The 22,604-nt window shown below is 68.0% G+C and carries 15 protein-coding genes and 1 pseudogene; 8 read left to right on the top strand and 8 right to left on the bottom strand.

The window, feature by feature from the left end; genetic code table 11:
• The 3 genes from F0U63_RS06135 to F0U63_RS06125 form a co-directional block, all read right to left on the bottom strand.
• Positions 1-1,026: an aldo/keto reductase gene (locus F0U63_RS06135; protein WP_395844658.1), complete on the bottom strand. Its 1,026-nt coding sequence runs from the start codon at positions 1,024-1,026 to the stop codon at positions 1-3.
• 135 nt (positions 1,027-1,161) lie between these two features.
• Positions 1,162-1,611 (bottom strand): MaoC family dehydratase, encoded by a 450-nt coding sequence (locus F0U63_RS06130; protein WP_395844656.1) that lies wholly within the window; start codon positions 1,609-1,611, stop codon positions 1,162-1,164.
• Between the two features lie 184 nt (positions 1,612-1,795).
• Entirely contained in the window at positions 1,796-2,824 is a 1,029-nt protein-coding gene (locus F0U63_RS06125) for a dihydrodipicolinate reductase (RefSeq protein ID WP_395844654.1), read from the bottom strand.
• Between the two features lie 145 nt (positions 2,825-2,969).
• On the opposite strand from F0U63_RS06125, the gene F0U63_RS06120 reads away from it, so the two are divergent.
• The 6 genes from F0U63_RS06120 (at position 2,970) to F0U63_RS06095 (ending at position 15,957) form a co-directional block, all read left to right on the top strand.
• On the top strand, positions 2,970-4,157 hold the full coding sequence (locus F0U63_RS06120) for a cytochrome P450 (protein ID WP_395844652.1): 1,188 nt from the start codon (positions 2,970-2,972) through the stop codon (positions 4,155-4,157).
• Between the two features lie 361 nt (positions 4,158-4,518).
• Positions 4,519-5,373 (top strand): hypothetical protein, encoded by an 855-nt coding sequence (locus F0U63_RS06115; protein WP_395844650.1) that lies wholly within the window; start codon positions 4,519-4,521, stop codon positions 5,371-5,373.
• Between the two features lie 392 nt (positions 5,374-5,765).
• Positions 5,766-11,204, top strand: coding sequence for a copper oxidase (locus F0U63_RS06110; RefSeq protein WP_395844648.1), 5,439 nt, complete (start codon positions 5,766-5,768; stop codon positions 11,202-11,204).
• 82 nt (positions 11,205-11,286) lie between these two features.
• Positions 11,287-13,275 (top strand): YncE family protein, encoded by a 1,989-nt coding sequence (locus F0U63_RS06105; RefSeq protein WP_395844646.1) that lies wholly within the window; start codon positions 11,287-11,289, stop codon positions 13,273-13,275.
• A complete protein-coding gene (locus F0U63_RS06100) occupies positions 13,272-14,351 on the top strand; it encodes an SCO family protein (protein ID WP_395844644.1) in 1,080 nt (359 codons plus the stop codon). The genes F0U63_RS06105 and F0U63_RS06100 overlap by 4 nt, the downstream gene beginning before the upstream one ends.
• Positions 14,338-15,957 (top strand): ABC transporter substrate-binding protein, encoded by a 1,620-nt coding sequence (locus F0U63_RS06095; RefSeq protein ID WP_395844642.1) that lies wholly within the window; start codon positions 14,338-14,340, stop codon positions 15,955-15,957. Before F0U63_RS06100 ends, F0U63_RS06095 begins: the two co-directional genes overlap by 14 nt.
• Position 15,958: 1 nt before the next feature.
• Here the strand turns inward: F0U63_RS06095 and F0U63_RS06090 are convergent, their stop codons facing one another.
• Together F0U63_RS06090 and F0U63_RS06085 are read right to left on the bottom strand one after the other, a co-directional pair.
• Positions 15,959-17,347, bottom strand: a complete 1,389-nt coding sequence (locus F0U63_RS06090) for an ATP-binding protein (RefSeq protein WP_395844640.1) — start codon at positions 17,345-17,347, stop codon at positions 15,959-15,961.
• The gene (locus F0U63_RS06085) at positions 17,344-18,033 is read right to left on the bottom strand and encodes a response regulator transcription factor (protein ID WP_395844638.1); all 690 of its coding nucleotides are present in this window, start codon (positions 18,031-18,033) and stop codon (positions 17,344-17,346) included. The genes F0U63_RS06090 and F0U63_RS06085 overlap by 4 nt, the downstream gene beginning before the upstream one ends.
• A 449-nt stretch (positions 18,034-18,482) precedes the next feature.
• On the opposite strand from F0U63_RS06085, the gene F0U63_RS06080 reads away from it, so the two are divergent.
• Positions 18,483-18,716 carry a GFA family protein gene (locus tag F0U63_RS06080; protein ID WP_395844636.1) on the top strand — a complete coding sequence of 78 codons (234 nt, stop codon included), beginning with the start codon at positions 18,483-18,485 and terminating at the stop codon, positions 18,714-18,716.
• A gap of 130 nt (positions 18,717-18,846) precedes the next feature.
• Positions 18,847-19,326, top strand: a pseudogene (locus F0U63_RS06075) (methyl-accepting chemotaxis protein); the annotation flags it as partial.
• A gap of 13 nt (positions 19,327-19,339) precedes the next feature.
• Here the strand turns inward: F0U63_RS06075 and F0U63_RS06070 are convergent.
• From F0U63_RS06070 to F0U63_RS06060, 3 genes are read right to left on the bottom strand one after another with little or no spacing between them, the layout of a single operon-like run.
• Entirely contained in the window at positions 19,340-20,287 is a 948-nt protein-coding gene (locus tag F0U63_RS06070; protein WP_395844634.1) for a DMT family transporter, read from the bottom strand.
• Between the two features lie 42 nt (positions 20,288-20,329).
• A complete protein-coding gene (locus F0U63_RS06065) occupies positions 20,330-21,310 on the bottom strand; it encodes a dipeptide epimerase (protein WP_395844632.1) in 981 nt (326 codons plus the stop codon).
• Positions 21,310-22,578, bottom strand: a complete 1,269-nt coding sequence (locus F0U63_RS06060) for an ATP-grasp domain-containing protein (RefSeq protein WP_395844630.1) — start codon at positions 22,576-22,578, stop codon at positions 21,310-21,312. The genes F0U63_RS06065 and F0U63_RS06060 overlap by 1 nt, the downstream gene beginning before the upstream one ends.
• Between the last annotated feature and the right edge of the window lie 26 nt (positions 22,579-22,604).

Here is a 22,604-nt window from a genome sequence, read left to right as displayed (position 1 = left end):
TCAGAGCGATGCGCTTCTGCCCTCCAGGTAGTCCATCGTTTCCCGGTCGAGCCGGACGTCGAGCGCGGCGAGATTCTCCCGGAAATGGTCGAACCGGCTGCCGCCCAGGACCGGGATGATCGCTGGCTTGCGGTGCAGCATCCACGCAAGCACCAGGGTGTTGCCGTCGATGCCCAACCGCTTCCCCACCACCTCGAGCCGTTCGAGGCGCGCGGCGGAATCCGGCGTATCGTAGAGGTGCCAATTATAGTACCCGAGCCGCTTTTCCCTGCTCGCGTAGATCCCCTTCAACAAGGGTGAGTACGCGAGCAGGGTCATCGAGGGGTTCTCCGCGAGATAATCGAAGAACTCGTCGTCCGCATGAACCGCGACCCCCTGATTGGCGCCAGCGGCGGGCCGCAGGAAACTATACTCCTGCTGGACCGCGACCGGTTGTGCCCAGCCATTGCGCTCGCAGAGCGCGCGTATCCGCTCGAGCCGCCAGGTACGGACGTTGCTGTATCCAAGATGGCGAACCACGCCGGAGGCAACGAGCTCATTCAGCGTGCCGAGGGTTTCCTCGAGCGGCGTCTTGCGGTCATCGACATGGACATAATAGAGGTCGATATAATCGGTACGCAGCCGGCGGAGGCTGTCCCGGACCGCCCCGAGGATGACCCGGCGCGACGCGCCCTCGTAGTTCGATGGGACCTCGGCCCAGCGTGGGTTTCCGTCCGCGTCGCGGATCGCCCGCGAGTCGGGAAGGCGGGCGCCGAACTTGGTCGCGAGGAATACCCGCTCCCGGTTCTTCCGGGCATGCATCCACTCCCCGAGCATGGCCTCGCTCTCATCCCCGACGTACTCCCCCTTCCCGACCCACCAGGAATAGCAGTTCGCCGTATCGATGAAATTTCCGTTCTGCCCAGCGAAGAGGTCCAGCGTGCGGAATGATTCGTCCCTGTCCATGAGGGTTCCCATCGTCATGGCCCCGAGACACACCCGGCTCACCTCCGCCCCCGTCTTGCCCAACCTCGTGATATCAATCATTTCCATTCTCTCCATTCCGACACGTGCACCGCCGGTTCCGCCCCACTCCGCCCCAGGCGCCGCACCAAATAAATTCGTTCCGACAACCGCATCCCCCGCGAGCCGTCCACCCCACGCGCCCGGCCCCGCGCCGGCTCACGTCGTCGTGGGTCGGCGACGGAAGAGCACACTGGCGAGCTCCGTCATCACCACCTCGCCCTGCTGGTTGCGCACCTCCATGCGCGTCTTGACGCTGCCGCGATCCGGCTTGCTGCGCGAGGGCGAGACCTCGAGCACCTCGATGCGCGCGGAGAGCGTGTCCCCGGGCCGTACCGGCCGCAGCCAGCGCAGCTCGTCCAGGCCCGGCGAGCCCATGCTGGCGGAGTCCTCCAACACGGCGCGCACCAGCAACCGGTGGCAGATGGCCGCGGTCTGCCAGCCGCTCGCGATGATGCTCCCGTAGATGGAGCGCCGGCCCGCCTCCTCGTCCAGGTGGAAGGGCTGCGGGTCATACTGCTGGGCGAACGCCAGGAGCTCCTCGCGCGTCACCTCGTACGTACCGAGTTCGTGCACCTGACCCACCTGGAAGTCCTCGAAGTAACGCATGTGTTCCTCGGGGGGACGAAATGGACCCCGCTTCTCCTCGTCCCTCCTTCTGGCATATCGCCCCGGGAAGGTGTCCCGGGAAGGTGTCCCGGGAAGGTGTCAGAGGACCCGTTCCGGGCCCACAACGAGTCGTCTGACACCTGGGAGGAGGCCCACAACGAGTCGTCTGACACCTGGGAGGGCCCTACGCCTCCGTCTCCAGGCGGGTGACGTAGGTGGCGGGCGTGAAGCGGTCGGTGGTGACGAAGCCCGGGGGCGCGGCCAGCAGCTGGGGCAGGCGGTTGAGCACGGTGGCGCACGTGAGCGCGGGCGTCGCCGGCTGGCGGATGGTCACCGTGGTGTCGGGCTCGCCCCGCAGCGTCCACTCGTTGAGGTCCACCTCGCCGGGCGCGTAGAGCTTGCCCACGCAGTGCGTCTCGATGCTCGGCCCCTCGTGCGTCTCCGTCACCACCACCGCCTTCATGCCCGTGGCATGCCCGGCGGGAACCTCACGGCCGAGGCTCGCCGAGCGCAGCGTCCCGGTGTGGGTGGTGGGCAGCAGTTGCTGGCGGATGTCGCGCACGCGCCAGCCCAGCTGGGCACACAACCACTCATTGGAATTCCACACATAGGAGGGCGAGTTGCTGGCGCCAATCCTGGCCGCGAAGGTCTCCAGGTCGAGCCCGACGCCATGCTTCTGGGCCAGCGCGCTCCCGTAGTCGTCGGCGTTGTACTGGGTCAGCCCCACGATGCGGTCGATGCGGTGGGTGGCGCCGGCCAGCACGGTGATGAGGTTGCCCCAGAACACGTCCTGGAAGCCCGAGCCGGTGAGGGTGCAGTCGTTGGCCTTGGCGAGCTGGTCCAGCTCCTTGGTGAGTTCCTGGGAGGTGGTCCAGGGATAGAACGCCTCCTCCCCGATGGTGATGGCGTTGACGCCATGGCTGGCGGCCACACGCAGGGCACCGGCCAGCTCGCTCATGACGCTGCGCGTGCACAGGATGCACACGTCCGCCCGGGCCTCGCGGAAGACGGCATCCGCCTCCTCGGGATGGTGGATGCGCACGCCGAGCGCCTGGCCGAGCCCGGCCACCTCTCCCGCATCCCGGCCCCGGCGGGCCGCGTTGTGATCGATGGCCCCCACCAGCTCGGCGCCCTTCTCGCGCAGGGTACGGATGAGGGTCTGGCCCATCAGGCCGCAACCCCACTGGATGATCCGGATCGGTCTCTTGCTCATTCACTTCTCCTGTAGAGGACTTGGGAAGGCACCTTCTCCCCTGCCGGGCAGGGTATGACAAGCCCCCCTGCCGCCGTGACATCCTCACCGGAGTCTCGGGGGGCGATCCCTTCTCATGCCCTCCCGAAGACACACGGAGGTCACATTGGTCACGTATGACTTGTTCGCGCCCACCACCCAGGAAGAGCGCCATGCCATGTTCGCCCGGATGCGAGCCGAGCCAGGACTCTGCCGCGTCGAGCCCTTTGGGGCCTTCGCGGCGGCCCGTTACGAAGAAGCCTCCGCGCTCCTGAAGGATCCGCGGACGTTCTCGTCCGAGGCCCTCGCGGTGACGGCGGAGCCGCCCTGGATCGGACCCAATCCGGTGGCGCAATCCCTGCTGACGAAGGATCCACCGGTGCACTCCGGGCTGCGCGCGTTGCTCACCCGGGCGTTCGGCGCCCCGATGCTCTCCCGGTTGGAGGTCCGGGTGCGCGAGCTGAGCGAGCATCTGGCCGAGGCCGCCGTGCGGCAGGGCGAAGTGGATCTCGTCGACGTATTCACCCACCTCGTGCCGCGCGACATCATCGGGGAGCTGCTCGGCCTGGATCCGAGTCTCTTTCCGAACTTCAAGCGCTGGTCGCAGGGCATGGCGGGAATCACCTCCGCGGTGACCTCCGCGCAGCAGGAAGAGTGCCGGTCCGTGGTGCGGGAGATGAAGCTCGCCCTGAGGGAGGTGCTCGAGGCGCGCCGCCGTCATCCCGCGCGGGACATGGTGAGCGAGCTGCTCCAGGCGGAGGTGGATGGGCGGAAGCTCTCGGATGACGAGCTGCTGTCCTTCCTCTTCCTGCTGCTGCCCGCGGGCATGGACACGACGACGCAATGGCTGGGCAACGCCATGTTGACCCTGGCGTGGCGGCCCGAGCAGCTGGAACAGGCCCGGGCGGACAGGGCCCATGTGCCGCGCTTTCTAGAGGAGGTGCTGCGCTACGAATCCCCCTCGCAGCTCAGCTTCCGCATGGCCACGCGGGACGTGGAGCTGGCGGGAACGCGGATTCCCGCGGGAAGCCTCGTGCTGGGGCTCATCGGCTCCGCCAACCGGGACGAGCGCGTGTTCGAGCAACCCGACCTGTTCCTGCCGGGCCGGAGCAAGGGCAACCAGCACCTGACGTTCGGGTATGGCATCCACTTCTGCCTGGGCGCGCAGCTCGCCCGGTTGGAGGCGCGCGTCGCGCTGGAGGCGTTCGTCTCCCGGGTGAAGGGCATTGAGCTGCTCTCACCCACCGTCGATTGGATTGCCAGCTTCGGAAGCCACGGCCCCGCGACACTCCCAGTGCGGCTGCTGCCCGCCTGACGCGCGGACACCTCGCGGCCCGAGCCTGACGGGTTCAGCGTCTCACGAAATGCTTGCACTGGCAGGATGAGCCTTCCTACTTCCTGCCTTCTGAACGGTAAGCATTGTTCATACGCCTGACCCGGTCAAACGCTTGCCGACGAAGTACCCACACCGGCGCTCGTCCGCACACCTCCGTGCCATTTCTTGACGAAAAAGAGTTTCGCCAGAGCCCGCGCCTCCCTCTCCGCGCCTGCGCCTTGTCTTCGATTGTATTTGTATGTATCGGAAACAGGCGTTAGTCTGAACTCGGCTGGATTCCAGCCGCCGTGGTATTTGTTTTCAGCACCACCAACAACAATCCCCCCGGAAAAACACACCCATGCATCTCTCGATCCGACTGCGCGCCCTGGGCGCGCTGTTCTCGCTTGGAGTCTGTGCACTGTTCGGAGTTCCCACGGCGCACGCCGCCAACTCGACCGCCTGCTCGGGAGGCGGCTTCGCCCTGACGCTGCCCAATGGCTCGCCCCTCGTCATCCCCAAGAGCAAGGGTGGGGGAAACAGGGTCGACGTTCCCAGCCAGAGCCTGCCCTCGCATGGCATTCTCAAGGTACGCGGTACCTACGTCGACTTCGACATCGATGTCTCGACGTTCGCCGTCTACAACTACACGCTCAAGGCCTCGAACAACCCCCTGGACATCACGGGAGGGGTGACCACGATGCTCTTCACGCGCAAGGAGCCCATCCTCGGGACGACGACGCTCGATGGCAGCTCCATGCGGGTGGAGAACAAGGACGGTGGCGTGCGGCTGATCCGCGAGGGTCAGAGCCTCAAGATGAAGATCCAGGCCAGTGATTGCGCCCAGGGTGGCATCTTCCAGATGGAACCCGAGTGGGCCACCGAGACGGGGACGATCGACTTCGTCCACACCCTGGGTCCGAACGTGTTTTATTTCACCAATCCCTACACCGGGAAGATCAACTTCGGCAACCTGGATCTGATCCGCGGCAAGGACAGCCCTCAGGTGGCCGCGAAGCTCGTCCAGGATGAGCACGAGACGGTCTGGCGTGTCACGTCCGGTGGCCGCATGGGCGGCGTGCTGGGAGAGGACGCGGTGGAGAACTCCCCCGCCGCCACCCCGTGCACCAAGAACTGCCAGGCGCAGAACCAGGTCCACGGCAGGTATGACGTGCCGGATCCCGTCTACGAGAGCGATGGCGACGGCGAAGACTAGCGGTTTGCTCCAAAATTCCTCTCGGGCTGTGCTCCCCCGAGGGGAATTCTGAGAGTTTTTTAAGTCAGACGCCGGCGGGAATCCTGAAAGGATTCTCAGCCGGCGAGTGCGTTTCTGGATGGAGCTGGGGCATTCCAGCAGGGTCATTTCTCAGAGAACTCTCAGCCAGGGCCGCGCGCCTGATTCCACTGCCAGTGAGTTCGCGTGGTTACGGACAGGCTTTACTTCGCTGGCTTGATCTCCTTAATGACTCACCGCCACTCACTGTCGCCAGGAAAGCACTTGCTATGGCCTGCAAGGGTTTTCTCCGAAGAGACACATTCCCAAGAAGACGCTCAGCTTGAGAAAGCTCTCAGGAATGGCGGGTACACGGCTCACTCAGGATGGAACCAATGTCGGCACGACAAAGACTCGATAGGGCATGGCGGCCCAACCGGCATCCGGTGTCACACCGGGCGCTTCTGGCCGCGCTATTCGCGGTGGGGTTGGCCTGCCAGGGCGACACCACCGGCACCGGACAGGAGGAGGCGGTCTCCTCCGGACTCCAGCCCATGGCCTCGCGGGACATGCCCCTGGTGGTGCCAGCGCCCGCGGTGGGCACGCGGGTGTCGTGCGTGCGCACCCTCACCGCGAACGTGGTGGCGTTGGATCAGGTCTACACCTACAACCGGTTCGGCGCGTACAACCCCTCGGGGATGATGTACGCCCTGAAGCGGGACGTGGAGGCCATCGACGCGTCCAAGCCCATCGGGCCCGGCAACGCGCGGCTGCGCTTGGACAAGCGCCCGCGGCCGCTGACCCTGCGCGCCAACGTCGGGGACTGTCTGCGCATCCAGTTCACCAACTGGCTCGCGCCCACGCGCGCGGAGATTCCCAACCCCGCTCAATCCCAACCCACCCCCAGCCAGGTGGCGCAGCCCACCGCGGGCTTCGGGATGGTGCGCAAGATGCTGCCCACGTGGTTGCCCACGGAGTCGTGGAATCCGCTGGCCTCGCTGGTGACGGGGCACGCGGTGGGCGGGAAATGGTTCGGCGCCGCGCCGGAGGTGGAGGAGCCCGGAGAGGGTGAGGAGCCCGGAGAAGTGGAGGAGCCGGGCGAGGAGGAGCCGGACGAGGGCGAGGAGCCAGGGGACATCGACACCGCCAACAAGGAGGACTCCCCCTTCACCCGCCGGGCCTCGGTGCACGTGCAGGGCTTACAGTACCTGAGCATCCAGGACGACGGCGCGAACGTGGGCAAGAACCCCAGCACCCTCGTGGCGCCCGGCGGCAGCGCCACGTACACCCTCTACGCGGACCACGAGGGCGTCTTCTTCATGCACAGCATGGGCGCCACCTTTGGCGGCGAGGGCGACGGCGGCTCCACCGCCCAGGGACTCTTCGGTGCCGTCAACGTGGAGCCCGCGGGCTCGAAGTGGTACCGCTCCAAGGTATCCGCCGAGGTGCTCCAGGCGGCGACGCGCAAGGACGCCCAGGGCAACCGCCTGTCCAACCCGGATGGCACCCCGCTCATCAACTACGAGGCGAGGGACGCCAATGACCGGCCCCTCTTGAACATCCTCGACACGAAGACGAACGAGATCTGGCACGGCGACCTGGAGGCCATCATCACCGATTACGCCCACACCAACGTGGGCACCTTCACCTCGAAGGACCAGGGGCACTTCCGGGAAATCACCGCCATCTACCACGACGAGATCAAGGCGGTTCAGGCCTTCGACGAGCTGGAGTGGAACCCCACCCTGCACGGCGTGCGCGACGGCTTCGGCATCAACTACGGCGTGGCCGGCCTGGGCGCGGAGCTGATGGCCAACCGGGCGAAGGTGGGCCCCACCAAGGAGTGCGCGGACTGCGCCTTCGAGGAGTTCTTCCTCGAGTCCTGGGCCAATGGAGATCCCGCCCTCAACGTGGAGAAGGACTGGCAGGGCAACGCCGTGCGCGCGCTCTACGCGGATGACCCTTCCAACGTGCACCACAGCTACCTGGGCGATCCGGTCCGCATCCGCAACATCCACGCGGGCCCGGCCGAGACGCACGTCTTCCACCTCCATGCCCACCAGTGGAAGTACAGCCCGGGCGAGGACAACTCCAACTACCTGGACTCGCAGACGATCGGACCGGGCGCGACCTTCACCTACGACATCAACTACGGCGGCTCCGGCAACCGCAACCTCACCCCGGGCGACTCCATCCACCACTGCCACCTCTACCCGCACTTCGCCCAGGGCATGTGGGCGCTCTGGCGCGTGCATGACGTCTTCGAGGCCGGCACGCAGGACCGCCACCTGCCGGATGGGGAGATCTCCGGTGGCACGCCCAACCCCGCCGTCATCCCCATTCCGTCACGGGCCATGCCGCCCATGCCCACCTACGCGGACTCGGTCATCACCGACGCGAGCGGCAAGCAGGTGCGCCGGCCCGCCTTCCCGGGCTACCCCTTCTACGTCGCGGGCAAGGCCGGCCACCGCCCGCCCCAGCCCCCGTTGGATCTGGAGCAGGACGGCGGACTGCCGCGCCACATCGTCACCGCCGCCGTCGGGACCTCCACCTATGGCCAGCCCGGCAAGCGCTTCTACGTGGACCACCAGGCGCTGGACGTGAAGCTGCTGCCCCAGGACGGCACCACCCTGGAGAAGAAGGCCATGTCCTTCCACGGCGGTGAGTTCCCCGGCGCCAGCCACGTGCCGAGGCCCTACTACACGAGCGACATCGTCGCGGCCTATCCGGCCTACACCGCGACGGGCGCCCGGGGCTTCTTCTACGTCAACGGCCGCAAGCCCGTGGCGGGCGCGCCCTTCGCGGACCCCTGCCCCGCCTCCGCTCCGCGCCGCGAGTACCGCGCCAGCTACGTGCAGATCGACATGCAGAACATCAACCGCGAGGGCTGGCACGACCGGCAGGCGCGCCTCATCGTGCTCGATGGCGACGTGGCGGACACCCAGAAGGGGCTGCGGCCTCCGGAGCCCTTCTTCTTCCGGGCCGAGTCCGGGGAGTGCATCAACTTCTACCCCACCAACCTCATGCCCAAGGAGCTCGAGGCGGACGACTTCCAGGTCTACACCCCCACGGACACCGTCGGGCAGCACATCCACCTGGTGAAGTTCGACGTGATGTCCGCGGACGGCGCGGGCAACGGGTGGAACTACGAGGACGGGACGTTCTCCTTCCAGGAAGTGCTGCATCGCATCGAGAAGATCTCCGCCGCGGGCGGCGCCTTCGCGGCGGATGGCACGGTGGACACCCTGGGGCCACGGGTCCAGCTCGCGGCCCGGATGCACCCGCGGCTGGGGGTCATGGGCGCGCAGACCAGCACCCAGCGCTGGTGGGCGGATCCGCTCGCCGACGCCAAGGGCCGCGAGCGCCCCATCGAGACGGTCTTCACGCACGACCACTTCGGGCCCTCCAGCCACCAGCACCACGGCTTCTACGGCGCCCTCCTCGTGGAGCCCAAGGGCTCGAAGTGGAGGAACCCGGAGACGGGCGTCTTCTACGGCACGCGCTCGAGCGATGGTGGCCCCACGAGCTGGAAGGCGGATGTGCTCACGGCGGACCCCGCCAACAGCTTCCGCGAGTTCGCGCTCGCCCTGGCCGACTTCGTCCCGGCCTATGACGAGTGCGGCCAGCCGGTGAACCCGCCCAACCACATCGAGGGGGAGCTGCCGTCGACGGTGGCCTTCCAGACGACCCCCATGCCCGAGGCCATCAGCGTCACGGACCCGGGCACCATGACCATCAACTACCGCAACGAGCCCATCCCCCTGCGCATCGGCCAGCGCACCGCGAGCTGCGCCCAGCGCACGCAGCGCACGGACGAACGGGGAGACATGGCCAACGTCTTCCGCTCGGACCTGCATGGCGACCCGTACACCCCGCTGCTGCGCGGCTACGAGGGAGACAAGGTGAAGATCCGCCTCATCCAGGGCTCCCAGGAGGAACAGCACTCCTTCACCGTCCACGGCACCAAGTGGCTGCGCGAGGGCGCGGACCCGAACAGTGGCTACCGCAACGCGCAGGCCGTGGGCATCTCCGAGCACTTCGAGTTCAACCTGACCAACGGCCTGCCCGCGCTCGGCGGCACCTACGACACCGCCGACTACATGTACCAGAGCGCCGCCACCGACGACCTGTGGAACGGCGCGTGGGGCCTGATGCGCACGTACAAGAAGAAGCAGACGGGCGAGAAGACCCTGGGCCACCTGGCGCTCCAAGCCGCGGAGCTCTCCACGATGGATTCCTCCGCCCTGTCCTTCCGGACGCAGGGAAGCACCTGGGCACCCGCGCCGCTGCTGGAGCTGCCCACCGAGTCGGTGCTCGGCAGGATGAATCCGGAGACCGAGGAGACGCTCCAGCGCTCCTACGAGGTGGACGAGTCGGGCCGGCAGGTCAAGGAGCGCAAGCTGGAGTACGCCATGACGTATCCCGAGAAGATGCGTCAGCTCGACTCCCGGCTCGTGCAGGCGGCGGAAGCACAGGGGAGGTTCGGCCAGAAGGCCGCCGCCGTGGACGCGTGCCCCCGTGGCAGCGCGGTGCGCCTCTACCGGGTGTCCGCGATCGACGCGGCCCACTGGTTGCCGGGAGGCGCGCTCGTCTACAACAGCAAGTACGGCCTCTATGACCCCGACGCCATCCTGTTCGCCCGGGACGAGTACCTGACGAGCCTCCAGGATGGAACGCGTCAGCCCGAGCCGCTCATCCTGCGCGCCCGGGCCGGCGAGTGCCTCCAGGTGGTGCTCACCAACCGTCTGCCCGCCCAGCTCAGCAAGACGCCGCAGTGGGCCTATCAGCCGCCCATCACCCCGGGCTTCAACGTCAACCAGGTGACGCCCTCCAATCACGTCTCGCTGCATCCGCAGCTCGTCCACTACGACGTGAACACGGACGACGGCGCCAACGTGGGCCTCAATGCCCTCCAGACGGTGCCTCCCGGCGGCCAGCGGACCTACCGCTGGTACATGGGCGACTACCGCAGCTACAGCCACGGGTCGGCCACGCGGCGCGGCGTCTACACGCCCGTGGAGTTCGGCATCGTCAACCTGCGCAACATGGCGGATGTGGTCAACCACGGCATGCACGGCGGCATCGGCGCGCTCATCGTCGAGCCGCCCAACGCCATCTGGACCACGGACGTGGGCACCGACGCCCAGGCCCGCGTGAAGTACCCGGTGGGTGGCGGCCAGCACGACGACGAGGACGACGACGACGACGACAAGGCCGTCCGGACGGAGACGTTCCGCGAACTCGTGCTCGTCTTCCAGGATGACCTGGGTCTGCACTCGAGCCAGGAGCGCTTCTGGGACACGAAGCCGCGCAACAGCGGCACGGCCTTGTGCAACATCGGGGACACCGACGACGCCGAGGACTCCGGTCAGAAGGCCTTCAACTACCACACCGAGCCGCTGTGGGCCCGGCTGGGCCTGCCGCCCCAGACGGATCCCAATGACGTCAATGATCAGGAATTGGGCGACCTGCTCAGCTCCTCGGTCCACGGAGATCCGGCCACGCCCCTGTTCACCGCGAACGCGGGCGAGCCGCTGCGCATCCGCGTGGCACATCCCTCGGGACACGCGCGCCAGCACGCCTTCGCGCTCCACGGCGCCGAGTGGCAGGCCAATGCGTGGGCCCAGGGAGCCTCGTCCCTGCGCATGGGCTCCAATGCCACCTCGAACATCATCTCCAGCCAGAGTGGCATGTCCGTCATGGAGTCCTGGAACATCAACCCCCTGTATGGCGCGGGCGGCATCTCCCAGGCTCCAGGTGACTACCTCTACCGCGACGTGACCAGCTACGAGTGGAGCGGTGGCGGACTCTGGGGCGTGCTCCGCGTGCAGTAGTCCTCTCTCGTCTCTCCGGGGCGGCGCGGGGCCCACCGGCATCCCGCGCCGCCCTCCCCTCCTCCTGAAGCAATCCCTCTCCATGCGAAAGCTCATCCTCCTCTCCGTGGGCGTCGTGCTCGCGGCACTCGTGACCCTCGTGGGATGGCGGTTGTCACACCGTGGCGCGCCGCCCCCGGTGCCCCGTCCCGAGCCCGTGGACCTGCCCGCACAGCCCTCCGTGACGGTGACGCGTCCGGACGTGGCCGTGAGCTTCGATCTGCGGCTGCATGCCCGAATCCCCGGCGCCGAGCGCGGCACGCCCCTGGAGGGCACCGCGCGCTTCGCTCTCACCAATCCCCGCACCGGCGAGCCCCTGCGCGGAGTCCGCCCCCTCGGGTGGCTCAACCGGCGCGCACGCGGACAGGCCGCGCCCGACGAGGCGACCTGCAAGGAGCGCATCCAGACGTACCTGGGAGGCTTCCTGGCCGCCCGGGCCGACGCCAACCTCAACTCCTATCTCTTCCTCACCCTCAACCATGACCAGACGCTGTCGGTCATTGATCCGCAGATCTCCCTGGACCGCACCAAGCTGCAGAACCTGGTGTCGCTGGGAGGCGAGCCCGCGGACTGGGCGCTGCCACCGGACATGAAGGCGCTCTTCCTCTCCATCCCCGTGCACGGGACGGTGTCCGTGGTGGACCTGCGCCGCTTCGTGGTGGTGCGCAACGTGCACGTGGGGAAGAACCCGGGCCGCCTGGCCGTCAGCCCGGACGGACGCACCGTCTGGGTGGGCAACGAGGGAGATGGCACCGTGTCCGTCATCGACACGGCCTCCTACCAGGTGCTCCGCACGCTCGAGGTGGGCGGTGGCGGACACGCCTTCGCCTTCAGTGACGGAGGCCGGACCGCGTGGATCTCCAGCTCCGAGGGCGAGGCACTGGTGGCCGTGGATGTGTCCTCGCTCGAGGAGACCGGCCGCATGGAGGTGGGCCCTGGCGTGGGCAGCCTCGCCTACAGCGAGGTGGCCAAGGCGCTCTACGCCGTGCAGGAGCGCACCCACGAGGCGCTGGTGGTGGACACCACCCACCGCGAGGTGGCACGCCGCATTCCCCTGGCGCCCTCGCCCGGCCCGCTGCGCTTCGACAATTCCGGCCGCTGGGCCTTCGTCCTCTATCCGCATGGGGACCGCGTGGATGTCCTCGACGCGGCCTCCAACCAGCTCGCCCACACCCTCACCGGCTTCTCCCAGCCGGATCAACTGCTCTTCACCAGCGCCTACGCCTACGTGCGCAACACCGAGGACGCGCGCGTGTCGCTCATCGAGCTGGCCTCGCTGGCCAGGGAGGGCAAGCCCTCCGTCGCCCAGGTGGCCATGGGTCAGAAGAAGCCCTCGGAGTCCAGGGGGCTGGGCCGCGCCCCGCCCTTCGCCGTCATGCCCGAGGGAAACAGCGCCATCATCGCGGGCACCGCGGACCGCGCCCTCTTCCTCTACAGCGAGGGCATGATGGCGCCGCGAGGCAGCCTGCTGAACTATGGCCGCGAGCCCAAGGCCGTCCTGGTGTTGGATCGCTCGCTGCACGAGGTGGAGCCCGGCGTCTTCACCGCCGAGGCCGTGGTGCGGGACAACGGCCCGTATGACGTGTACTTCCTCCTGGACAACCCACGCACCGTGGCCTGCCTGGAGTGGGAGGTCCGGGACGTCCCCGAGGACGTCTCCGCCTCGGAGAAGCGGCCCCTCGCGCTCACTCCCGAATTCAATCCCTCCACCCCCCTCTCCCCGGGCGTGTCCACCCCGCTGCGCTTCCGGCTGAGCCCCCTGCCGGACGCGAAGGACTCCCGCCCGGTACGAGCCGAGGAGGTGCGGGTGCTGATGTTCCGCCCGCCCTCGGGACGCTGGTTGCAGCGGCCCACGCCCCGGCGCGTGGAGGAGGGGCTGTTCGAGATCGAGGTCTCCCCCTCCGAGCCCGGCCAGTACCAGCTCCTCGTGGGCGTGGAAGGCCGAGGTGCCCCCTTCGGCGTCCTCCCCCACTTCACCTTGAGCGTCCAGCCCGCGCTGGCCGCCCGCCCCTCCCCCGAGGCCCCTCAATGAAGAACGCCCTCCGCCAGGCCCTGGCCCTGCTGCTGCTGCTCACCGCTCCGGCGCTCGCGCAGGACACGGCACGAGTCCCCGCTCCCGACGCGCGCTTCCTCCACCTCCAGGTGCCCGACGTCCCCCTGGTGGATCAGTACGGCCAGCAGGTGCGGCTGTGGTCCGATCTCGTCCGTGGTCAGACCGTGGCCATCAACTTCATCTTCACCCGCTGCAAGACCATCTGCTCGCCGATGACGGCCACCCTGTCGCGCGTGAGCAAGGAGCTGGGGCCCGACAACCCCGTGCGCTTCATCTCCATCACCCTGGACGTGGCCAACGACACGCCCGAGCGCCTCGCCCAATTCGCCGCGCCCTTCGCCCCCGGGCCCCGCTGGTCCTTCCTCACCGGCGAGCCGGCCCGGGTGAAGGAGGCCCTGGTGGCGCTGGGCGGCTACACCTCGGACAAGGAGGCCCACCGGCCCTTCGTGCTCGTGGGCGATGCCACGGCGGACAAGTGGCTGCGCGTGGAGGGACTCGGCTCGGCCTCCGCCATCCTCGAGGGCATTCGCGAGGTCCGCGCCGCCTCCGAGCCTTCCCCCGAGCTCGATCCCGCCTCCGCCCGCTACTTCACCAACACCGAGCTGGTGGACCAGCATGGCAAGACACACCGCTTCTACGAGGATCTCCTCCGCGGCCGGAAGGTGCTCATCAACTTCGCCTTCACCTCGTGCCAGGGCATCTGCTCCCCCATGACGAGGCACCTGGCCGAGGTGCAGAAGAAGCTCGGCGGCCGCGTGGGCAAGGACATCACCATGATCACCCTCTCCGTGGATCCCGCCAACGACACCCCGGAGTCGCTGGCGCGCTTCGCGAAGAAGTTCGACGTGGGGCCCGGCTGGTACTTCCTCACCGGCGCCCCCGAGAACGTCTCCCTCGTGCTCAAGAAGCTCGGGGGCTACACGAACGAGCCTGGCACCCACAGCTCCACCCTGCTCATCGGTGACGCCGCCACGGGCATGTGGGTGAAGGCCGCCGCCATGTCGGACGTCGATCACCTCGTGTACACCGTGGAGCACCTGGATGATCCCCGGTAGGGGCCCGCGAGGCAGGGCACTCCACGGGGTGCTCGTGGTGGGGTTGGCGGTGCTGCTGGGAGCCGCCTGCCGCAAGGAGGCGCCCCCCGCGCCCTGGGATGCGGAGACAGCCAGGAGGGGAAGGAGTCTCTTCCAGCGCGGCATGAGCGCCCGGGACACCCCGCTCGTGGGTCTGCTCGGGCCGGAGCGGATAGAGCTGAGCGGCTCCGTGGCCGCGTGCGCGCGCTGTCACACGCCGTCCGGGCGCGGCAGCCAGGAAGGCGGCGTGGACGTGCCGGACATCCGCCCCGAGGCCCTGCGGCATCCGCGTCCGCGCGCCTCCGTGGACGTGGAGGATCGCTCGCGCCCCGCGTATGGACGCGACACCCTGATGCGCGCCGTCACCGAGGGCCTCTCCGCCAGCGGCCGTCCCCTGGGGACGACGATGCCGCGCTACGTACTCGGGCCGGCCGAGCGCGAGGAGCTGCTCGCCTACCTGGAGAAGCTGGGCGAGACACCCGACCCCGGCATCACCCCCACCACTCTCACGGTGGGCGCGGCGCTGCCCCTCGAGGGGCGGTTGGGCGAGGCCGGACAGGACGTGGCCCAGGTGCTGCGGGCCGCCTTCGAGGAGGTGAACGCGGAGGGAGGCATCTTCCGGCGGCGCCTGGAGTTGGTGGTGGAGGACGACTCGGCGCTCCATGGACCGGCACCCGCCCCGGGAGGACGGGACGCCACCACGCGGTTGCTGGAGCGGGGAGTGCTCGCCCTGGTGGGCAATCCGCGTGAGGGCTCGCCCGACTCGGATGCCTTGCTGCGACGCGAGGGGGTCCCCCTCGTGCTCCCCATCGCCATCGGCGAGCAGGCCGCGGGCGGCGACAGCCCCATCTTCTTCCTCTACCCCGAGGAACCCACGCAGGCCCGCCTGGTGGTGCAACACCTGGCGCGAGAGGAGGAGCACCTGCTGCGCCACCACGCCCTGGCGGTGGTGCGGACGGAAGACGCCGCGGGCCTCGCCTGGGCCCGCGCGGCGCGCGAGGAGGCCCTGCGGCGCGAGCTGCCCGCCCCCGTGGAGCTCCCCTTGAAGGACGGTACCGCCAAGCCCGGAGCGCTCCAGCGCCTGCGCCAGACACCGCCTCCCGCCATCCTCTATGCCGGCCCCGCCGCGGGGCTGAAGGCGCTGCTGGAGACGTTGGAGGCCTGGAAGCTGGAGACGCGCGTGTACGCCCCGGCCCGCCTGGCCGAGCCCTCGTCGGTGACGGGCGGCCCGCTCCCCGTCTTCTTCGTCTACCCACCGGGAGTGGACGCGCGAGAGGAACACCTGCGCGCCTTCGCCGCCTTCCTCGAGCGCCACCACCTGCGCCCGCGCCACGTGGCCTTCCAGCTCGGCGCGTATGCGGCGTCACGTGTGCTGGTGGAGGCCTTGCGCCGCTCGGGCGCGGACGTGACGCGCGCGGACCTGATGCTCCGGCTGGAGGAGCTGCGAGACTTCGATACCGGGGTGACGCCCCCGGTGACGTTCGGGGTGAACCGCCGCGTGGGCGTGCAGGGGGCCCAGCTCGTCCGCCTGGACGCGGTGAGTGGCCGGCTGGAGGCGGCCTCCGCCTGGATTCCACTCTCCCCGTAGCTCAAGCGGACTGGGGCCGCGTGGGCAGCTCCAACACCAGCTCCGCCCCCCGGTCCTGGCGCGGCTCCACCCAGGCGTGGCCTCCGTGCCGCCGCGCCACCTCGCGGACGATGGCCAGGCCGATCCCCGCTCCAGGCAGGCCCTCGGACAACCTCCGGAAGGGGGCGAACACCGATTCCCTCTCCGAGAACGGAATGCCGGGGCCCTGGTCCACCACGCTGATGCGCGCCCACTCCCGCTCCCGCCACAAGCGCACGTGGATCTCCCCTCCGCTCGGGGAGAACTTGAGGGCGTTGGCCAGCAGGTTGTCCACCGCCCGCCGCACCCCGCCCGGATCGAACCAGAGCTCCTCCCGCGCGGGGGCCTCCAGTCGGATGATGAGCCCGCGTACCTCCGCCTCCGCGCGTGCCGCCTCCACCGACTGGCTCACCACCTCGGCCAGGTCCGCCTTCTTCCTGTCCCACTCCCCCCGCCCCGCCGCGGCCAGTTCCAGCAGCTCGCCCGCCAGCACGGCCAGCCGCTCCACCTCGCCACGCGCCTCGCGGAAGGAGGCGCGCAGCTCCTCGACGCCCCGCTCGCGCCGCAAGGCGAGGTCCATCCGGGTCCGCATGAGGGAGAGCGGCGTGCGCAGCTCGTGGGCAGCGTCCGCGATGAGCCGGTCCTGCGCGTCCCGGGCACCGCGCAACTTGTCCGTGACCTCGGCGAGCACCTCCCGCACCTGGCCAATCTCATCCGCACCATCATCCAAGGGGGGCGCCTGGGAGAAGTCTCCCTCGCGCAAGCGCGTCAGGTGGCGGGTGATGGCGCTCAACCGGCCCGCCATTCGCCGGGCGAGGAACGTCTGGAGCACCAGCAGCGTCACCGCCAGCAGCGCCGCCACGGAGAAGGCCCTGCGGTAGTAGCCGTTCACCGAGTCATCCACCTGCTCCAGCGACGCGGTCAGGCGCAGCGCATACAGCTCGCCCTGGGGCGAGCGGACGCTCACCACCGCCTCGCGCTCGCGCGTTCCATCCGGCAGGGTGCGGGTCGATAGCTGGGGCGGAAGCTCGGGGTCGCCCGGCTTCAGCGAAACCGTGGCGGCCTCCTCCTCCGGCATGGGTGGATGCTGCATCAGCAGCCGCCCGTCCTGGCCGAAGAGCTCACCCCGTGGAGCGAAGGGCCGCACGTGCTCGAGGAGCGGGTACATGGACATGTTCAGGCTCACCCGCTTCTCTGAGCCCTCGAAGAGGTTGACGCTGAGGCTCTCCACCGCGGCCTGGGTCAACAGGGCATGATCCAGCGCGGTTTCCAGGTCGTACCGGAAGAGCTGCCCGGCGACGACGAGCGCGCCCAGCGAGGCCAGGCACGGCACCAGGACGCCGAGCAACCAGAGGCGCCGCGCGAGCGTCATGGCTCGCGGGGCCCCTGCTCGACGAGCAGGTTGTAGCCCACCCCTCGCACCGCGCGGATGGAGACGTCCCTGGCACCCAGCCGCTCCAACTTCGTGCGCAGATAGCCCACGTACACCTCCAGCACGTTGGGGCTGCCCTCGAAGTCCGGACCCCAGGCCTGCGCCATCAGCCTCGCGCGCACCTGGGGCGTGCCCTGCTGGCGTGCCAGCGAGGAGATCAGGGAGAACTCACGCGCGGTGAGCGACTCCTCCTGGAGCCCCCGGCGCAGCACCCTGCGGCGGGGATCCAACAACACCGAGCCCATCCGCACCGGTCCGCCCTGCTGCTCACCCCGGCGGCGCAGGGCCTCCAGCCGCGCCAGCAGCTCGTCGAAGTCGAAGGGCTTCACCAGGTAGTCGTCCGCCCCGGCCCGCAGCCCGATGACCTTCTCCCCGGTCGTGCCCCGGGCCGTCAACATCAACACCGGCGTCTGCAGGCCCGCCTCACGCCACTGGCGCAGGACGGAGACGCCGTCCAGGCCCGGCAGGGACCAGTCCAGGAGGATGACGTCGAAGTGCTCGAGTTCATCCTGGCTCGGGGTGGTCCGGCCGCTATTGCAGACGCGGACCTCGTGCCCCTCTTCTTCCAGGCCCTGCTTCAGCAGGGCCACCATCTTCTCTTCATCTTCGACAAGTAGGAGCTTCACGGCGGTTCACCAAGATGGACATCTTCCCGAGCCCCCTGTGGAGGCAGGCCCGAGGAGCTGGCGTACGTGACGGCATCGCCACGGCAACCACCGGATGCCCATGTTTCAAGATTGAAACAAAGAGCATGTCTCACTGCCTCATGGCAGCAGGGACCCAGACCCGCGAGAGTGGGCGGGAAGAGACTCGGCACCTGCGCTGGGGCGCGGCGCGGGGCCAAGGCGGGCCAGGCTGGACAGCAGCAGGTGTCGTTTCATTCCCGAGGCCCCCGCACAAGGAGGAAGGATAAGCAGGTTTTGATTCGCTTACCATCTATTCCGTAAGCACCGTCTTCGCAAGGCTGTTGTTGTTGCAGCTCCTAGCTCCACGACACCGCTTGGAAACGACTTTTCGGGAGGTGTACCGGTGCCTGTTCCCCTCACTGGAGGTTGCACTTGCGGGGCCATTCGTTATGAGGGCTCCGCCGCGCCCATCGCCGTGCTCACGGGAGTTCTGCGGGGAATGTGGCACTCCGCTGTTCGCGGGCGGCGGCATTCCGTCGTCCTTCATCGCCATCCAGGTCGGCAGTCTCGACAACCCCAGTGAGTGCGCGCCGATGCTCGACATCTGGACCCGGAGCGCTCAGCCCTGGGACGTGATGAACCCCGCGCTGCCGAAGTTCCCGAAGAACCTTCCGCCCCGTTGAAACCAGACGGTTCAAGGCCGCGGCCCCACTCGGATTGCCGGCTCAGACTCCACGAACAACAAACCAGACAGGAGCACCCGCCTCATTGGAGGGAGAATTCACAGCCATCCCGTTGCAACACCCGACAACGGCGCGAGCGGGTGAGTATGGCCGTGGCTTCGTGGTGGTGGCCGCCGAGGTGCGCAAGCTGGCCGAGCGCAGCCAGACGGCCGCCCGGGAGATCCTCGGCATGGCGTCCGCGAGCGTCGAGCAGGCGGAGCGCACCGGCCAGGTGCTCGGCGCGCTGCTGCCCTCCATCCAGACGACGGCGAGCCTCGTCCAGGAGGTGGCCGACGCCTCTCGGGAACAGAGCCAGGGCGTGGCGCAGAGCTCCAAGGCCATGTCCCAGGTCGAGCAGGTGACCCAGAGCAACTCCTCGGCGGCCGAGGAGCTCGCCTCCACGGCCGAGGAGCTCGCCGCGCAGGCGGAGGCGTTGCAGCAGACGATGTCGGTGTTCCATACCCGCCCGAGCGAAGCGGGCCCGGTGAGATACATCCGGGACGATTCCCCCTCCCATCACGCGCCCCCACGGGCCCCGGTGCCACGCCCGCTCCATTCGCGGGAGGCATAGGGCGTTGCGCACGTCAGGTGGCGCGCGCCGGGCTCGCGCGGGAGGGAAGTGGGGCGGTACGCGACTCCTTCGCCTTCGTATGCACGACCCACAGCACCCCTGAGAGGACGAGCAACACTCCGGCCAGTGTGTAGAACGACAGCGCGATGCGGTCATCCAGCAGTTGGATCACGAAGGTGAGGATGGGATTGAGGTTCGTCATGACCACGACGACGAACGGAGCCACATGGCGGATGCCGATCTGCAGGAACAGGAGCGGAACCGTCACGCCGACGAAGCAGAAGGGAAGGACATACCGCCAGTCCAATGCCAGCTCGCGCGGGTTGATGCCCATCCCCAGGCAGAGCAGGACCGACGCGATGATCGTGACGTAGAAGCGGTGTCCGAGGATGTTGAGATTGGACCAGCCGAGCTCCGTCAGGCGCCTGGCACAGAGGGTCAGGAACACGGTCGACACCCCCGAGATGACGACCGACACGAGGCCCATGACGATGCCGAGCGTGTCACCCCCACCCAGTCCCGACCTGCCCGTGAACGAGACCCAGGCCAGGAGGATGCAGCCCGACAGGATCACCAGACTGCCCCCCCACTCCGCCACCTTGACCTCCCATCTCCCCGTCGTCGCACCGAGGATGAGAATGGCCGAGACGGGAGTCGTTCCCGCCTGGAGCGCGCTCGCGATGGAAGGCTCCAGGTACTTCAGCGCCGTGTAGAGGAAGATGAAGACACACGCCGACGCGATGTTGAGCCCCAGGATGTTGCGGAAGGCCTCCTTGTCGAGCCGAGGGAGGCGGCCCCGGTTGAGACCGCCGAACACCAGGGCCGAAAGGGTAAAGGCGACCAGGGTCAGCAACACGGGAGGCACGTGCTGCACCATCCGGGCGAAGGCGACATTCGCGGACGCGATGAAGGTGGATGCGAGCGCCAGTGAACCGATTCCGATCGGGTAGCTCGTCTTCATGTCTCAGGGTCCTCCAGTGGCGCTGTTCTTCGTCATGGGGACTCAGCCCCAGAGCTCCGGCGACGCGGGATGCAGCCAGCCATTGTCATAGGCGAGCGCGGGCTGGATGTCTTCCTTCAACCAGAACTGGTTGTCCAGGTCCACGAACTTCGCGAATTGAGCCGCGAGCATGCCGACCGCGGATGACAGCGAACTGGCTGGCAGGCACCCGAGCATGATGTACAGCTTTCTCCGCCGGGCCTCTTCGATGATCTTCAACGCGGTCGTGAGGCCTCCGCATTTGTCCAGCTTGATGTTGACCCCATCGTAGAGGTCCGCCAGCCGGCCGAGATCCCGCAGGGAGCCAAAGGATTCGTCGGCGATCAATGGAATGGAGCGCTCCACCTCACGCAGGCCGGCTTCATACCTGGGGGCCACCGGCTGCTCGATCATCTTCACCCCGTAGCGCTCGAGCACAGGCAACATCGCTCGCAGCGTCTCGATATCCCAGCCGCTGTTGACGTCGACGACCAGCTCCGCATCGGGCCGGATCCCGCGCGTCAACTCGAGGCGCGCGAGGTCGTCCTTCGAGCCGAGCTTGAGCTTCAAGATGGGATGTCTGCGGGCATCCTCCAACTCCCGAACGAGCTGGTCGTGCTCGGCCATGGAGATGGTGTACATGATCCGCACGGGCCTGGGCTCCGGCAGGTCGAGCAGTTGCCAGACCCGCTTCTTGCGCCGCTTGGCCTCCAGATCCCACAGTGCCGCATCCAGGGCGTTGCGGGCTGGACCGGGCGGCAGCAGCGTGAGCAGCTCCTCTGGCGTCAGCCGGTCGTGGACCTCGCCGGCGACGGCGTGCAACTGCTCGAGGGTTTCGCTGGCGGGCGCCTCGAAGAAGCTCTCGAACGGGGCACCCTCTCCACGTCCAACGGCCTCACCGTCGCGAAGCTCGACATGCACCAGGGTGCACTTCAGGTCGCGGCTGCGCGAGTAGGTATAGGGGGAGATCAGCTCCACGTCCTTCCGCTTGATTTCAATGCGCATCACTTCCTCCGGGAGGGCTCTTGGCGAACGGTGAAGAGGGTCTGGTTGTCGATCATCCGCCTGGCGCGTTGGACGTCCCCCTCGAGCGCGCGTCTGTCCTCGTTGAGCATATAGATGAAGCCACCACGGCCAGTCGTATCCTTGGAAGGGCCCACCTGGGTGCCAACCTTCGGCTTGTTGACGTAGCAGGCGAAGGAGGGCAGCGACTCGAGCTGCTTGCAGCCCTCGTCCCCGTCGATGATGCCGGCGTGCGGGAAATGGACCCAGAGGACCGTCAGGTGCTTGTGCTGATGGTAGGACTCACGCAGGTAGCCGCGGAAGCGGGCGGGATCACAGATGGCCATCGCGGTCAGCTCCACCTGGGTGATGCCCCGGGCGGACACGATCGGGCCCCGCTCGATGGTCGCGCCCATGAGCCTGGCAGCGGTCTCGATGAGACGGGGGCCATTCCGGGTGAATTTCAACTCCGAGTGGGAGGGTCCGTTGCGGATGCCCACCGCATCCAGTGCCTTGTTGTTGTACTCGACGAGCGGCTTGAAGGCCTCGCTGCTCGGATGCAGGAGCGAGTGCTGGGTGAAGTTCAAATGCCCGTACTCGTTCTGGACGAACTCCCAATACCACACATCGCTGGACAGGTGCTCGCCGTCCAAGCTCACGGAGTTGACCACGTAGAACTGTCCATCCAGATAGGTCTGTGCCAGGGCGGCCTCATTGCGAATGCCGAGGTAGTTGGTCTTGCCAACGATCTTCGGAACATTCTGGTGGATCTCCTCCACGCCGCGGCAGAAGTAGACGTCCTCCGAACTGGTGGACAGTGGTGGCTTGAGGACGATCGGCCACTCATCGAGGCTCCGCGCCCAACGGGCGATGGCTTCGCTGTCGGCGCTGGCCATTTGCCTGGCGGTTGGCAGGCCCGCGCGCTGGAGCGCCTCGATCATTTCATACTTGTTCCGGCGCGCCGAGGAGAGCGAGGGCACGTTCCACCTCAGTCCCATGCATTCGGCGAGTCCATCCGCGTACAGGACGCCCGATTCCGCCCCCGCGATGACGACTTGAGGCGCGTAGGGGCGGAGGGCCGCCGCGATCTCCTTCAGCTCGGCGTATGGCAGGCTGAGATCGAAATTCTGGGGATGGTAGGAGCGCTGGAGGATCTCGGGGATCTCCGGGCTGCTGTGGATGTGGATGACCTTCTTGCCATACTGACGAAAGGCCGCCGGCAGGTGCTGCGCGGTCGAATAGCCATCTACAATCGCGATATATTCTGGCATTTCTTCCTCTCGGTTCGGGTGGGGTC

The organism is Cystobacter fuscus (assembly GCF_044360685.1).
GTDB lineage: Bacteria > Myxococcota > Myxococcia > Myxococcales > Myxococcaceae > Cystobacter > Cystobacter fuscus_C.
This window is presented reverse-complemented; position numbering and strand designations above follow the sequence as displayed.

Bases quoted from the DNA above. Each gene is read 5' to 3' on its own strand.
- F0U63_RS06080 (WP_395844636.1), top strand. From the start codon at position 18,483: ATGAGGGCTCCGCCGCGCCCATCGCCGTGCTCACGGGAGTTCTGCGGG.
- F0U63_RS06070 (WP_395844634.1), bottom strand. From the start codon at position 20,287: ATGAAGACGAGCTACCCGATCGGAATCGGTTCACTGGCGCTCGCATCC.
- F0U63_RS06115 (WP_395844650.1), top strand. From the start codon at position 4,519: ATGCATCTCTCGATCCGACTGCGCGCCCTGGGCGCGCTGTTCTCGCTT.
- F0U63_RS06060 (WP_395844630.1), bottom strand. From the start codon at position 22,578: ATGCCAGAATATATCGCGATTGTAGATGGCTATTCGACCGCGCAGCAC.
- F0U63_RS06130 (WP_395844656.1), bottom strand. From the start codon at position 1,611: ATGCGTTACTTCGAGGACTTCCAGGTGGGTCAGGTGCACGAACTCGGT.
- F0U63_RS06125 (WP_395844654.1), bottom strand. From the start codon at position 2,824: ATGAGCAAGAGACCGATCCGGATCATCCAGTGGGGTTGCGGCCTGATG.
- F0U63_RS06105 (WP_395844646.1), top strand. From the start codon at position 11,287: ATGCGAAAGCTCATCCTCCTCTCCGTGGGCGTCGTGCTCGCGGCACTC.
- F0U63_RS06065 (WP_395844632.1), bottom strand. From the start codon at position 21,310: ATGCGCATTGAAATCAAGCGGAAGGACGTGGAGCTGATCTCCCCCTAT.
- F0U63_RS06110 (WP_395844648.1), top strand. From the start codon at position 5,766: ATGTCGGCACGACAAAGACTCGATAGGGCATGGCGGCCCAACCGGCAT.
- F0U63_RS06100 (WP_395844644.1), top strand. From the start codon at position 13,272: ATGAAGAACGCCCTCCGCCAGGCCCTGGCCCTGCTGCTGCTGCTCACC.
- F0U63_RS06135 (WP_395844658.1), bottom strand. From the start codon at position 1,026: ATGATTGATATCACGAGGTTGGGCAAGACGGGGGCGGAGGTGAGCCGG.
- F0U63_RS06090 (WP_395844640.1), bottom strand. From the start codon at position 17,347: ATGACGCTCGCGCGGCGCCTCTGGTTGCTCGGCGTCCTGGTGCCGTGC.
- F0U63_RS06095 (WP_395844642.1), top strand. From the start codon at position 14,338: ATGATCCCCGGTAGGGGCCCGCGAGGCAGGGCACTCCACGGGGTGCTC.